The following is a 13,446-nucleotide window of genomic DNA, read 5'->3' on the forward strand; positions in this document are numbered from 1 at the left end:
ACATGACGACACATATTCAACGCTCGGCCTTGCTGCCTTACCCGGCGCAGGCGCTGTACGACCTGGTCAACGATGTGGCCAGTTATCCACAGTTCCTGCCGTGGTGCTCGTCCGCCGAGGTGCTGGAGAGCTCCGACACCCACATGCGCGCCAGTCTCGATATTGCCAAGGGTGGGTTGAGCCAGCGCTTTGTTACGCGCAACACCCTGGTGCCGGGGCAGTCCATTGAAATGAACCTGGAGGAGGGGCCGTTCAACCAGCTCCACGGCGTCTGGGTGTTCAAGCCTCTGGGCGACAAGGCCTGCAAGATCAGCCTGGACTTGTCCTTCGATTACGCCGGTCCATTGGTGCGGGCGACGCTGGGGCCGCTGTTCAACCAGGCGGCCAACACCCTGGTCGATGCGTTCTGCCAGCGTGCCAAGCAGAACGCAGAGCTCAAGCGTTGATTGAAATCGAAGTGGTGTACGCGTGCGTGGAGCGCCAGTTCTTGCGCGCATTCGCGGTGCCGGAGGGTACGAGCGTGCGTGCGGCGTTGACGGCCTCCGGGGTAGCCGAAGCCTTTCCTGAACTCGATCTGGCGACCTGCCCGGTCGGGATCTTTGGCAAGGTGGTTGCCGATCCCGAGAACCAGCTGGTGCAAGCCGCCGATCGCCTGGAAATCTACCGGCCGCTGTTGGCGGATCCGAAGGAGATTCGTCGCCTGCGTGCCCTCAAGGCAGCGCAAGCGCGCCAGTCCGAGCAGTAGTCCGTCGAATCGAGGCAATAAAAAACCCGGCATGCCGGGTTTTTTCATGTCGCTGATTATTGCGGCGAGGTGTCCAGCGGTTCTGGCGTCGGGACGGGTACGGTCTCGACGTTGTCCACATCCTTCTGGATCTGGTCCAGCAGTGATCCTGGCTTGGCCGGTTTTTCCGGTTTCGGCTTTTCGGCATTCTGGGTCGGATCGGTAACGGTCGTGCCGCTGTCCTTGCCCATGATGGCCTCGTCGCGGCTCACACCGGGCATGAAGTCGCCCGACAGGCTGACGAGCTGGTCATTGCCATTGAAGATAACGCTGATGCGTTCCTGTTGGCGCTCACCGCCACCTGGCTGCAAGCTGTACAGATAATCCCAGCGATCGGCATGGAACGTGTCGGCGAGCAGGGGGTTGCCCATGATAAACCGTACTTGCCGGCGGGTCATTCCCGGGCGTAACTGGTCTATCATGTCCTGCGTGACGACATTGCCCTGCTGGATGTCGATTTTGTAAACCCCGGGGAATGAACAACCGGCGAGTGCGAGCAGTCCCACGAAGGTGAAACTGGTTAGCAAGAGCTTGGTGTTTTGCATCGGTGGGCGACTTCCACTATCTTGGCTGGGACAACGTAAACGCCGATCATACCCGCATTAAGAGAAGCTGCGAAGCAGCATCGCGAGAAAGCTGACCATGGTTGAAAATAGCGAACTACGCAAAGCCGGCCTCAAAGTGACCCTGCCACGGGTCAAGATTCTACAAATGCTCGATTCTGCCGAGCAACGCCACATGAGTGCCGAAGACGTCTACAAGGCGCTTATGGAAGCTGGCGAGGACGTTGGTCTGGCCACGGTTTACCGTGTCCTGACTCAATTCGAGGCAGCGGGTCTTGTGGCTCGTCACAATTTCGATGGCGGTCATGCGGTCTTCGAATTGGCTGACGGGGAGCATCACGATCACATGGTGAACGTGGAAACCCGTGAGGTCATCGAATTCGTCAGCCCGGAAATCGAAAAGCTGCAAAAGGCAATTGCTGAGGAGTATGGCTTCGAGTTGATCGACCACCATCTCGTCCTGCACGTGCGCAAAAAGAAGTAAGCACGTTGCGTGAGCCACGGCTCCCAAAACGATAGAAGGCGACCCCAGGGTCGCCTTCTTGCTTTGTGGCTTTTATCGGTCGTATGTCAGGTTTTTGCGGCGACGACCATTTTTTTCGCGTGGGCCAGGGATTCCTTGGTGAGGTCGATCCCTCCCAGCATTCGAGCCACTTCCTCCACGCGCTCGCTCTTGTTGAGCTTGGACACGGCCGTTCGGGTGGCATCCTCGCCGCGCACCTTATGCACAAATAGATGCTGGTGCCCTTGGGCGGCCACTTGAGGCAAGTGAGTGACGGTCAGCACCTGGCCGCGCTCCCCCAGTCGGCGCAGCAACTGGCCGACAATCTCCGCCGTCGGGCCGCCGATGCCCACGTCCACTTCGTCGAAGACCAGTGTCGGCACGCGCGAGGTCTGCGCCGTGATGACCTGGATGGCCAGGCTGATCCGTGACAACTCACCGCCCGAGGCGACTTTTGCCAGGGCCTTGAGCGGTTGCCCGGGGTTGGCGCTGACCAGCAATTCCACTTGCTCCAATCCGTTGGGCTGGAGTTCATCGCTGGCATTGGGTTTCAGCTCGATGGTGAAGCGGCCCCCGGGCATGCCCAGGCGCTGGATTTCCTGTTCCACGGCGCTGGCCAGCCCGGTGGCGGCCTGCTGCCGAAGTGCGCTGAGCTCCTTGGCCTTTTCCTGGTAATGACGGGCGTAGGATGCCAGTTCCTCCCCCAGGCGCTCGATGGACTCATCGTTGGCGTTCAGGGTTTCCAGTTCCTCCAGCAGGCGTTGCTGAAGTTCGACGACGTCGGTCGGCTGGACGCGATGCTTGCGTGCCAGGGTATAGATGGTATCCAGCCGCTCTTCCAGGTATTGCAGGCGCGCTGGGTCGGCATCGAAGTGGTCGAGGAAGCGGTTCAGTTCCCCGACGGCTTCCTCGACCTGAATCTGTGCACTCGTCAGCAGGTTGGTCGCTTCGTTCAGGGCTCCGACCGAGTTGTTCACGCTGGTGAGTCGATTCAGGCTGGCGGTCAGCGCATTGAGCACGTTTCCCGAATCGCTTTCGCTGCACTGCTCCACGACCTGGCGGCAGATGCCCAGCAGGGCTTCGGCGTTGGTCAGGTTCTTGTGTTCCTGCTCCAGCTCTTCCAGTTCATTTTCGCCCAGGGCCAGGTTTTCCAGCTCCTCGAGCTGATAGCTCAGCAGTTGGTGGCGCGCCCGTTGTTCGTCGCCGGAGTTGGACAGTCGGTCCAGTTCCTGGCGCGTTTGTCGCCAGCGCTGGGCCGCCAGTTGAACCTGGCGCGCCAGGTCGGTGGCACCGGCGTACTCGTCGAGCAGGCGTCGATGGGTGTCGGTCTTGAGCAGGGATTGGTGTTCGTGCTGGCTATGGATGTCGATCAGCAGTTCGCCCAGGGCCTTGAGGTCGCCCAGTGGGCAGGGCGTGCCGTTGATGTAGCCTCGCGAGCGGCCTTCCGCCGTGATGACCCGGCGCAAGATGCACAGGCCGTCGGTGTCCAGGTCGCGCTCGGCCAGCCAGGCACTGGCTTCGGGGATGTCGACCAGGTCGAAGGTCGCCAGGATGTCGGCCTTGTCCGCGCCGGGACGCACCACGCCGTTGTCGGCGCGATCGCCCAGCGTCAGGCCCAGGGCGTCGAGCATGATCGATTTGCCGGCACCGGTTTCACCGGTGATCACGCTCATGCCTCGATCGAGTTCGAGGTCGAGGTGTTCGACGATGGCGTAGTTGTGTACGGACAGGTGCACCAGCATAAGGCCGCTCCCAGGCTTTAGGTCTGGTTATTTATACAGTGTTTTGTTTTGGCCTGACAATGCCTTCGCTTAGCTCGATTTGCTTGAGCGGAAGCATTTCTTAGCGCTGGCTGGAATGGATATGCAGCTGTTTTTTGTAAGGTTAATTCGTCGGCAAGCCCTTGAAGCTGAAAAACCTGGCCCCATATACCGGGGCAGAAGCGCGAGTCGAGCTCGCGGACGAAATTGAAAGGAGAAATCTATGGCTGACGAACAGACGCAGGATACGCAAAATCTAGACGCCAATCAGGCTCCCCAGGATTCGGGTGATGATCTGGCAGCACGTGTACAAGTGCTCGAAGAGCAATTGGCCGGCGCGCAGGATCAGGCGTTGCGTGTGGCAGCCGACCTGCAGAATGTCCGCCGTCGCGCCGAGCAGGATGTGGAAAAAGCCCACAAATTCGCCCTGGAGCGTTTCGCCGGCGACCTGCTGCCGATCATCGACAGCCTGGAGCGCGGCCTGGAGCTGTCCAGCCCGGACGACGAAAACATCCGTCCGATGCGCGAAGGCATCGAGCTGACCCTGAAAATGTTCCAGGACACCCTCAAGCGTTATCAGCTGGAAGCCATCGACCCGCACGGCGAACCCTTCAACGCCGAGCATCACCAGGCCATGGCGATGCAGGAAAGTGCCGACGTCGAGCCGAACAGTGTCCTGAAGGTGTTCCAGAAGGGCTATCTGCTCAACGGCCGCCTGCTGCGCCCGGCCATGGTCGTGGTCAGCAAGGCGCCAGCACCGGTTTCGCCTTCTATTGATGAGCAGGCTTGAAATCGGTCGTAACGGCCCCATCTATAAGTCAAGCGTTTAAGTGCTACCGCAGTTAGCCACCACTGCTGCGGCAACCAAATCCAAGTTCCGGGAGAGTTAACATGGGCAAGATTATCGGTATCGACCTGGGGACCACCAACTCGTGCGTCTCCGTGCTGGAAAACGGCAAGGCCAAGGTGATTGAAAACGCCGAAGGCGCGCGTACCACGCCGTCGATCATCGCGTACGCCAACGATGGCGAAATTCTGGTTGGCCAGTCGGCCAAGCGTCAGGCCGTGACCAATCCGCATAACACCCTGTACGCGGTGAAGCGTCTGATCGGTCGCAAGTTCGACGAAGAAGTCGTTCAGAAAGACATCAAGATGGTGCCTTACAAAATCGCCAAGGCTGACAATGGCGACGCCTGGGTCGAAGTGAACGGCCAGAAAATGGCACCGCCACAGATTTCGGCTGAAATCCTGAAGAAGATGAAGAAAACCGCCGAAGACTACCTCGGCGAAGCGGTCACCGAAGCCGTTATTACCGTGCCTGCCTACTTCAACGACAGCCAGCGTCAGGCCACCAAGGACGCCGGTCGCATCGCGGGCCTGGATGTAAAACGTATCATCAACGAACCGACCGCTGCGGCGCTGGCCTACGGCATGGACAAGGCCAAGGGCGACCACACCGTGATCGTCTATGACCTGGGTGGTGGTACTTTCGACGTTTCCGTGATCGAAATCGCCGAAGTCGATGGCGAGCACCAGTTCGAAGTACTGGCAACCAACGGTGACACGTTCCTGGGTGGTGAAGACTTCGACATCCGCCTGATCGACTACCTCGTCGACGAGTTCAAGAAAGAAAGCGGCATGAACCTCAAGGGTGACCCGCTGGCGATGCAGCGTCTGAAAGAAGCCGCTGAAAAAGCCAAGATCGAACTGTCCTCGAGCCAGTCGACCGACGTGAACCTGCCGTACATCACCGCAGATGCCACCGGTCCTAAGCACTTGAACGTGAAGATCTCCCGCGCCAAGCTCGAAGCGCTGGTGGAAGACCTGGTTCAACGCACCATCGAACCTTGCCGCATCGCCATGAAAGATGCCGGTATCGACGTCGGTTCGATCAACGACGTGATCCTGGTGGGCGGTCAGACCCGTATGCCACTGGTCCAGAAGCTGGTGACCGATTTCTTCGGCAAAGAAGCACGTAAAGACGTGAACCCGGACGAAGCCGTTGCCATGGGTGCTGCGATCCAGGGCGCCGTTCTGGCCGGTGACGTGAAGGACGTCCTGCTGCTTGACGTCAGCCCGCTGACCCTGGGTATCGAAACCATGGGTGGCGTGATGACTGCGCTGATCGAGAAGAACACCACGATTCCTACCAAGAAATCCCAGGTGTTCTCGACGGCCGACGACAACCAGAGCGCCGTGACCATTCACGTGCTGCAAGGTGAGCGCAAGCAAGCCGCCCAGAACAAGTCCCTGGGCAAGTTCGACCTGGCCGAGATTCCACCAGCACCACGTGGCGTGCCACAAATCGAAGTGACCTTCGACATCGACGCCAACGGCATCCTGCACGTCGGCGCGAAAGACAAGGCCACCGGCAAGACCCAGTCGATCGTGATCAAGGCCAACTCCGGCCTGTCCGAGGAAGAAATTCAGCAGATGGTTCGCGATGCTGAAGTCAACGCCGAGGAAGACCGCAAGTTCGAAGAGCTGGCCAGCGCCCGTAACCAGGGTGATGCCCTGGTGCACTCGACTCGCAAGATGATCGCTGACGCCGGTGACAAAGTGACTGCGGAAGAGAAGACTGCGATCGAAGCCGCCGTGGTTGCCCTGGAAGCCGCTGTGAAAGGCGACGACAAGGCAGCCATCGAAGCGAAGATCGAAGAGCTGTCCAAGGTCTCCGCGCCAGTGGCCCAGAAGATGTACGCCGAGCAGGCTCAACCTGCCGAGGGCGCGGCGGCACAGGGCGAATCGGCCGAAAAAGCCGACGACGTCGTGGACGCCGAGTTCGAAGAAGTGAAAGACCACAAGTAATCGCTTGTTGGTCGGCCGGTTGACTGCATTTGTGCGGTGGCTGGTAGGATGTCGCCGCGCGGGGGCTTGCTCCCGCGTTGGCGTGTCTGGAGCCAATGAATTTTTACAGCGTGCGACAGTGCTCGGACGCTGGCGGTGTGAACGGGAATGCTCCTGCTTTCCGGGCAAGTGACACCGCGTTTTGGCCGGTTCCCTGGCTGAAAGATGTGGGTTTGCATGAAGGGTTGCGCAGGCGCTTTTCATGCAGAGCCTGAGACCAGGATCGTTGAATCGACGTGGTTGGGCCTGGGCCTTTGCGGGGAGGGCTCAACGAGTTTGGCAAGGTTCAGGAGAGGTTTGCCGAACGTCCTATAAGAGTGCAAAGACTAATGGCAAAGCGTGACTATTACGAAGTATTGGGTGTTGAGCGGGGGGCCAGCGAGGCAGAGCTGAAAAAGGCCTATCGTCGTCTGGCGATGAAGCACCACCCGGATCGTAATCCCGATGACAAGGCGTCCGAGGAACTGTTCAAGGAAGCCAACGAGGCTTACGAAGTCCTGTCCGACTCCAGCAAGCGCGCGGCCTACGACCAGTATGGTCATGCTGGTGTCGACCCGAGCATGGGGGGCGGCGGTGCCGGGTTTGGCGGCCAGAACTTCTCCGACATTTTCGGTGACGTGTTCAGTGACTTCTTTGGTGGCGGTCGCGGCGGTGCCCGTGGCGGCGCCCAGCGTGGCAGCGATCTGCGCTACACCCTGGAGCTGAACCTGGAAGAAGCGGTGCGCGGTACCACCGTCAACATCCGCGTGCCGACGCTGGTCAATTGCAAGCCGTGCGACGGCTCGGGTGCCAAGAAGGGTTCCTCGCCCGTCACGTGCCCGACCTGCGGTGGCATCGGCCAGGTTCGCATGCAACAGGGCTTCTTCTCGGTGCAGCAGACCTGCCCGCGCTGCCATGGCCAGGGCAAGATCATTTCCGATCCGTGCGACTCCTGCCACGGCGAAGGGCGTGTCGAAGAGTACAAGACGCTGTCGGTCAAGGTGCCGGCCGGTGTCGATACCGGTGACCGCATTCGTCTGTCCGGCGAAGGCGAGGCGGGTGCCCAGGGCGGCCCGACCGGCGACCTGTACGTGGTGATCAATGTGCGCGAGCACGCGATCTTCCAGCGCGACGGCAAGCATCTGTTCTGCGAAGTGCCTATCAGCTTCGTCGATGCGGCCTTGGGTGGCGAGCTCGAGATCCCGACCCTCGACGGTCGCGTCAAGTTGAAGATTCCCGAGGGTACGCAAACCGGCAAGCAATTCCGGATCCGCGGCAAAGGTGTTGCGCCCGTGCGCGGCGGTGGCGCTGGCGACCTGATGTGCCGCGTCGCGGTGGAGACGCCGGTCAACCTGAGTCGGCGCCAGCGTGAGTTGCTGGAGGAGTTCCGCAGTTCGCTGGAGGGTGACAACAGCCACTCCCCGAAAACCACCGGTTGGTTCGAAGGCGTGAAGCGCTTCTTCGGCGATCTGTAAGGAGGTCGCATGCGACGTATAGCTGTGATGGGCGCTGCGGGGCGCATGGGCAAGGCGTTGGTCGAAGCGGTGCAGCAGCGCTCGCCGCTCTCCGGCCTGACGGCGGCCATCGTGCGGCCCGACAGCACGCTGGTGGGCGCGGACGCGGGTGAGTTGGCTTCGCTTGGGCGCATTGGCGTGCCGATGTCTGGCGGCCTGGAAAAGGTGCTCGACGAGTTCGATGTGCTGATCGACTTCACGCTGCCAGACGTGATGCTGAAGAACCTGGCCATCTGCCGTAAGCACGGCAAGGCCATGGTGATCGGCACCACCGGGCTGGACGCTGCGCAAAAGCAGTTGCTGGCCGAGGCGGGCAAGGACATTGCGATCGTGTTCGCGGCGAACTTCAGCGTGGGCGTGAACCTGTCGCTCAAGCTGCTGGACATGGCAGCCCGGGTCCTGGGTGACGATGCGGATATCGAAATCATCGAGGCGCATCACCGGCACAAGATCGACGCGCCTTCGGGAACGGCCTTGCGCATGGGTGAGGTGATTGCTGATGCGCTGGGGCGCGACCTGCAACAGGTGGCCGTGTACGGACGCGAGGGGCATACCGGCGCTCGCCAGCGCGACACCATCGGTTTTGCCACGGTGCGCGGTGGCGATGTGGTGGGTGATCACACGGTGCTGTTCGCCACCGAGGGCGAGCGCCTGGAAATCACCCACAAGGCTTCGAGCCGGATGACCTTTGCCAAGGGCGCCGTACGTGCCGCACTGTGGCTGGATGGCCGCGAGCCTGGTTTGTACGATATGCAGGACGTTCTCGACCTGCGTTGATGCCAAAGAAAGCGGGGTTCACGTTATACTGAGCCCCGTTTTGCACCGCTTCGCGACGGCCTGTCGCATTCCCCTGCCTTTAAGGCTCATTAGCGGTGGACCAAAAAAGCCTTTTTCTGTAAGCTACAGCTTTAGTGTGTCCACTAAAAGCGCGCAGAATAATTCAGTGAAGAAGCGGGGTGACGTGTCCATACGTCACTCCGCTTTTTTACAACCTGCGATCGCCCTTTCAGGCTTTATTTACGGGAGGTCTTCTTGACTAAGCCAGCCATACTCGCCCTTGCTGATGGCAGCATTTTTCGCGGCGAAGCCATTGGAGCCGACGGTCAGACCGTTGGTGAGGTGGTGTTTAACACCGCAATGACCGGCTATCAGGAAATTCTTACCGATCCTTCCTACGCCCAGCAAATCGTTACCCTGACTTACCCGCACATCGGCAACACCGGTACCACGCCGGAAGATGCCGAGTCCGATCGTGTCTGGTCCGCCGGCCTGGTCATCCGTGACCTGCCGCTGGTAGCGAGCAACTGGCGTAACACGATGTCCCTGTCCGATTACCTGAAAGCCAACAACGTCGTGGCGATCGCCGGTATCGACACTCGCCGTCTGACCCGTATCCTGCGGGAGAAGGGCGCGCAAAACGGCTGCATCATGGCCGGCGACAATATCTCCGAAGAAGCCGCCATCGCTGCCGCCCAAGGGTTCCCGGGCCTCAAGGGCATGGACCTGGCGAAAGTCGTCAGCACCAAAACGCAGTACGAGTGGCGTTCCTCGGTCTGGAGCCTGAAGACCGACAGCCACCCAACGATCGAAGCGTCCGAGCTGCCGTATCACGTGGTGGCCTACGACTACGGCGTCAAGCTGAACATCCTGCGCATGCTGGTCGAGCGCGGTTGCCGCGTGACCGTGGTGCCGGCACAAACCCCGGCCGCCGACATCCTGGCCCTCAAGCCCGACGGCGTGTTCCTGTCCAACGGCCCGGGCGACCCCGAGCCTTGCGACTACGCGATCCAGGCGATCCGGCAAGTGCTGGAAACCGAAATCCCGGTATTCGGCATCTGCCTGGGCCATCAACTGCTGGCCCTCGCCTCGGGCGCCAAGACCGTTAAGATGGGTCATGGCCACCACGGTGCCAACCACCCGGTGCAGGACCTGGATACCGGTGTCGTCATGATCACCAGCCAGAACCACGGTTTCGCCGTGGACGAAGCGACCCTGCCGGCCAACGTGCGGGCGATTCACAAGTCGCTGTTCGACGGCACGCTGCAAGGCATCGAGCGTACCGACAAGAGCGCGTTCAGCTTCCAGGGCCACCCTGAAGCGAGCCCGGGCCCGAACGACGTGGCTCCGCTGTTCGATCGCTTCATCAACGAGATGGCCAAGCGACGCTGACCGCGCGAAGCCTGAGGGCGGCCCCGAGCGCGGCGGCCCCCTTGGGCGCTTCAAAGATTGTTCGACGGCCTAGCCGACTGACCTGCGGATTTGAGTGACAAACCCATGCCAAAACGTACAGACATAAAAAGCATCCTGATTCTCGGCGCTGGCCCGATCGTGATCGGCCAGGCCTGCGAGTTCGACTACTCCGGCGCCCAGGCCTGCAAGGCCCTGCGCGAAGAGGGCTACCGCGTCATCCTGGTGAACTCCAACCCGGCCACCATCATGACCGACCCGGCCATGGCCGACGCCACCTACATCGAGCCGATCAAATGGCAGACCGTCGCCAAGATCATCGAGAAAGAGCGTCCTGACGCCCTATTGCCGACCATGGGTGGCCAGACCGCGCTGAACTGCGCCCTGGACCTGGAGCGCGAAGGCGTCCTGGAAAAATTCGGTGTGGAAATGATCGGTGCCAACGCCGACACCATTGACAAGGCCGAAGACCGTTCGCGCTTCGACAAGGCAATGAAGGCCATCGGCCTGGAGTGCCCTCGCTCGGGCATCGCCCACAGCATGGAAGAGGCCAACGCGGTCCTCGAGAAGCTCGGCTTCCCTTGCATCATCCGTCCGTCCTTCACCATGGGCGGCACCGGTGGCGGTATCGCCTACAACCGCGAAGAGTTCGAAGAAATCTGCGCCCGTGGCCTGGACTTGTCGCCGACCAAGGAACTGCTGATCGACGAATCGCTGATCGGCTGGAAAGAGTACGAGATGGAAGTGGTCCGCGACAAAAAGGACAACTGCATCATCGTCTGCTCCATCGAGAACTTCGACCCGATGGGCGTGCACACCGGTGACTCGATCACCGTCGCGCCGGCCCAGACCCTGACGGACAAGGAATACCAGATCCTGCGTAACGCCTCCCTGGCGGTGCTGCGTGAGATCGGCGTGGAAACCGGCGGCTCCAACGTCCAGTTCGGTATCTGCCCGGACACCGGTCGCATGGTGGTCATCGAAATGAACCCGCGGGTATCCCGCTCGTCGGCCCTGGCCTCGAAAGCCACGGGTTTCCCGATCGCCAAGGTCGCGGCCAAGCTGGCCGTGGGCTACACCCTCGACGAACTGTCGAACGACATCACCGGCGGCAAGACCCCGGCGTCCTTCGAGCCGTCCATCGACTACGTCGTCACCAAGCTGCCGCGCTTTGCCTTCGAGAAGTTCGCCAAGGCCGATGCCCGCCTGACCACCCAGATGAAGTCGGTCGGTGAAGTCATGGCGATTGGCCGGACCTTCCAGGAGTCCCTGCAGAAAGCCCTTCGCGGCCTGGAAGTCGGTGTCTGCGGCCTCGATCCGAAGCTGGACCTGAGCCATCCGGACAGCATGAGCGAGCTCAAGCGCGAGCTGACCGTGCCAGGCGCCGAGCGCATCTGGTACGTGGCCGATGCCTTCCGTGCCGGCATGACCGTCGAGCAGATCTTCGGCATGAACATGATCGACCCTTGGTTCCTGGTGCAGATCGAAGACCTGATCAAGGACGAAGAAAAGGTCAAGACCCTGGGCATGTCCAGCATCGACCGCGACATGATGTTCCGCCTCAAGCGCAAGGGCTTCTCGGACCAGCGCCTGGCCAAGCTGCTCGGCGTGACCGAGAAGAGCCTGCGCGCCCATCGCCACAAGCTGGAAGTTTTCCCGGTCTACAAGCGCGTCGACACCTGCGCGGCCGAGTTCGCCACCGATACCGCGTACCTGTACTCCACGTACGAAGAAGAGTGCGAAGCCGCGCCTTCGACCCGCGACAAGATCATGATCCTGGGCGGTGGCCCTAACCGGATCGGCCAGGGCATCGAGTTCGACTACTGCTGCGTGCACGCTGCACTGGCCCTGCGCGATGACGGGTACGAGACCATCATGGTCAACTGCAACCCGGAAACCGTCTCCACCGACTACGACACCTCCGACCGCCTGTACTTCGAGCCAGTGACCCTGGAAGACGTGCTGGAAATCGTCCGCGTCGAGAAGCCCAAGGGCGTCATCGTCCAGTACGGCGGCCAGACCCCGCTGAAACTGGCGCGTGCCCTGGAAGCCGCCGGCGTACCGATCATCGGCACCAGCCCGGACGCGATCGACCGCGCCGAAGACCGTGAGCGCTTCCAGCAGATGGTCGAGCGCCTGAACCTGCGCCAGCCGCCAAACGCCACCGTGCGCAGCGAAGACGAAGCGATTCGTGCCGCCGCCAAGATCGGCTACCCGCTGGTGGTGCGTCCGTCCTACGTATTGGGCGGCCGTGCGATGGAAATCGTCTACCAGGAAGAAGAACTCAAGCGCTACCTGCGCGAAGCGGTCCAGGTGTCCAACGATAGCCCGGTGCTGCTGGACCACTTCCTCAACTGCGCCATCGAAATGGACGTGGATGCGGTCTGCGACGGCAAGGACGTGGTGATTGGCGCGATCATGCAGCACATCGAGCAGGCCGGTGTTCACTCCGGTGACTCCGCGTGCTCGCTGCCGCCTTACTCGCTGCCGGCCCACATCCAGGACGAGATGCGCGAGCAGGTCAAGAAAATGGCCCTGGAACTGGGTGTTGTCGGCTTGATGAACGTGCAGTTGGCGCTTCAGGGCGAAGACATCTACGTCATCGAGGTCAACCCGCGCGCTTCGCGTACCGTGCCGTTCGTCTCCAAGTGCATCGGTGTTTCCCTGGCCATGATCGCCGCGCGCGTCATGGCTGGCAAAACCCTGAAGGAACTGGGCTTCACCAAGGAAATCATCCCGAATTTCTACAGCGTGAAAGAGGCGGTGTTCCCGTTCGCCAAGTTCCCAGGTGTCGACCCGATCCTCGGCCCGGAAATGAAATCCACCGGTGAAGTGATGGGCGTCGGTGACACCTTCGGCGAAGCCTTCGCCAAGGCCCAGATGGGCGCCAGCGAAGTGCTGCCGACCGGTGGTACGGCGTTCATCAGCGTGCGTGATGACGACAAGCCACTGGTTGCAGGCGTGGCCCGTGATCTGATCAACTTGGGCTTCGAAGTGGTCGCCACTGCCGGTACTGCCAAGCTGATCGAGGCGGCAGGCCTGAAAGTGCGCCGCGTGAACAAGGTGACCGAGGGCCGTCCGCACGTGGTCGACATGATCAAGAATGACGAAGTCACGCTGATCATCAACACCACCGAGGGTCGCCAGTCGATCGCCGATTCCTACTCCATTCGTCGCAACGCCCTGCAGCACAAGATCTACTGCACCACGACCATTGCTGCGGGCGAAGCGATCTGCGAAGCGCTCAAGTTCGGTCCCGAGAAGACCGTGCGCCGCTTGCAGGATCTACATGCAGGATTGAAGGCATGAG

Annotated in this window: 11 protein-coding genes; 9 read left to right on the forward strand and 2 right to left on the reverse strand. The window is 61.0% G+C overall.

Annotated features, from left to right (window positions below):
- Window positions 1-2 precede the first annotated feature (2 nt).
- Both V3H56_RS03700 and V3H56_RS03705 read left to right on the forward strand, forming a co-directional pair.
- The gene (locus V3H56_RS03700) at window positions 3-446 is read left to right on the forward strand and encodes a type II toxin-antitoxin system RatA family toxin (RefSeq protein ID WP_042730879.1); all 444 of its coding nucleotides are present in this window, start codon (window positions 3-5) and stop codon (window positions 444-446) included.
- Window positions 443-745: an RnfH family protein gene (locus tag V3H56_RS03705; RefSeq protein ID WP_042730878.1), complete on the forward strand. Its 303-nt coding sequence runs from the start codon at window positions 443-445 to the stop codon at window positions 743-745. Before V3H56_RS03700 ends, V3H56_RS03705 begins: the two co-directional genes overlap by 4 nt.
- A 56-nt stretch (window positions 746-801) precedes the next feature.
- Here the strand turns inward: V3H56_RS03705 and V3H56_RS03710 are convergent, their stop codons facing one another.
- Entirely contained in the window at window positions 802-1,329 is a 528-nt protein-coding gene (locus tag V3H56_RS03710) for an outer membrane protein assembly factor BamE (RefSeq protein ID WP_042730877.1), read from the reverse strand.
- 97 nt (window positions 1,330-1,426) lie between these two features.
- Between V3H56_RS03710 and fur the strand changes: the two genes are divergently transcribed.
- Complete coding sequence (fur, locus tag V3H56_RS03715; protein WP_042730876.1) at window positions 1,427-1,831, forward strand: ferric iron uptake transcriptional regulator; 405 nt, start codon at window positions 1,427-1,429, stop codon at window positions 1,829-1,831.
- An 86-nt stretch (window positions 1,832-1,917) separates the two neighbouring features.
- Here the strand turns inward: fur and recN are convergent, their stop codons facing one another.
- Entirely contained in the window at window positions 1,918-3,591 is a 1,674-nt protein-coding gene (gene recN, locus V3H56_RS03720) for a DNA repair protein RecN (protein ID WP_338474237.1), read from the reverse strand.
- 241 nt (window positions 3,592-3,832) lie between these two features.
- On the opposite strand from recN, the gene grpE reads away from it, so the two are divergent.
- The 6 genes from grpE to carB all read left to right on the forward strand — a co-directional run bounded on the left by grpE (window position 3,833) and on the right by carB (window position 13,445).
- Window positions 3,833-4,399, forward strand: coding sequence for a nucleotide exchange factor GrpE (grpE, locus tag V3H56_RS03725; protein ID WP_042730874.1), 567 nt, complete (start codon window positions 3,833-3,835; stop codon window positions 4,397-4,399).
- Window positions 4,400-4,464: 65 nt separating this feature from the next.
- Complete coding sequence (gene dnaK, locus V3H56_RS03730; protein WP_256207084.1) at window positions 4,465-6,417, forward strand: molecular chaperone DnaK; 1,953 nt, start codon at window positions 4,465-4,467, stop codon at window positions 6,415-6,417.
- Window positions 6,418-6,785: 368 nt separating this feature from the next.
- Window positions 6,786-7,910: a molecular chaperone DnaJ gene (gene dnaJ / locus V3H56_RS03735; RefSeq protein ID WP_042728695.1), complete on the forward strand. Its 1,125-nt coding sequence runs from the start codon at window positions 6,786-6,788 to the stop codon at window positions 7,908-7,910.
- A gap of 9 nt (window positions 7,911-7,919) precedes the next feature.
- On the forward strand, window positions 7,920-8,726 hold the full coding sequence (dapB, locus tag V3H56_RS03740; RefSeq protein WP_042728696.1) for a 4-hydroxy-tetrahydrodipicolinate reductase: 807 nt from the start codon (window positions 7,920-7,922) through the stop codon (window positions 8,724-8,726).
- Between the two features lie 255 nt (window positions 8,727-8,981).
- Window positions 8,982-10,118 (forward strand): glutamine-hydrolyzing carbamoyl-phosphate synthase small subunit, encoded by a 1,137-nt coding sequence (gene carA / locus V3H56_RS03745; RefSeq protein WP_338474238.1) that lies wholly within the window; start codon window positions 8,982-8,984, stop codon window positions 10,116-10,118.
- Window positions 10,119-10,223: 105 nt separating this feature from the next.
- Entirely contained in the window at window positions 10,224-13,445 is a 3,222-nt protein-coding gene (carB, locus tag V3H56_RS03750; protein WP_042728698.1) for a carbamoyl-phosphate synthase large subunit, read from the forward strand.
- Window position 13,446 lies beyond the last annotated feature (1 nt).

The sequence above is a fragment of the Pseudomonas sp. MS646 genome, from assembly GCF_036693845.1.
Classification (GTDB): Bacteria; Pseudomonadota; Gammaproteobacteria; order Pseudomonadales; family Pseudomonadaceae; genus Aquipseudomonas; species Aquipseudomonas chlororaphis_E.

Excerpts from the sequence above, each read along its gene's own strand:
- V3H56_RS03700 (WP_042730879.1), top strand. The coding sequence starts at position 3 with ATGACGACACATATTCAACGCTCGGCCTTGCTGCCTTACCCGGCGCAG.
- V3H56_RS03710 (WP_042730877.1), bottom strand. The coding sequence starts at position 1,329 with ATGCAAAACACCAAGCTCTTGCTAACCAGTTTCACCTTCGTGGGACTG.
- fur (WP_042730876.1), top strand. The coding sequence starts at position 1,427 with ATGGTTGAAAATAGCGAACTACGCAAAGCCGGCCTCAAAGTGACCCTG.
- recN (WP_338474237.1), bottom strand. The coding sequence starts at position 3,591 with ATGCTGGTGCACCTGTCCGTACACAACTACGCCATCGTCGAACACCTC.
- grpE (WP_042730874.1), top strand. The coding sequence starts at position 3,833 with ATGGCTGACGAACAGACGCAGGATACGCAAAATCTAGACGCCAATCAG.
- dnaJ (WP_042728695.1), top strand. The coding sequence starts at position 6,786 with ATGGCAAAGCGTGACTATTACGAAGTATTGGGTGTTGAGCGGGGGGCC.
- dapB (WP_042728696.1), top strand. The coding sequence starts at position 7,920 with ATGCGACGTATAGCTGTGATGGGCGCTGCGGGGCGCATGGGCAAGGCG.
- carB (WP_042728698.1), top strand. The coding sequence starts at position 10,224 with ATGCCAAAACGTACAGACATAAAAAGCATCCTGATTCTCGGCGCTGGC.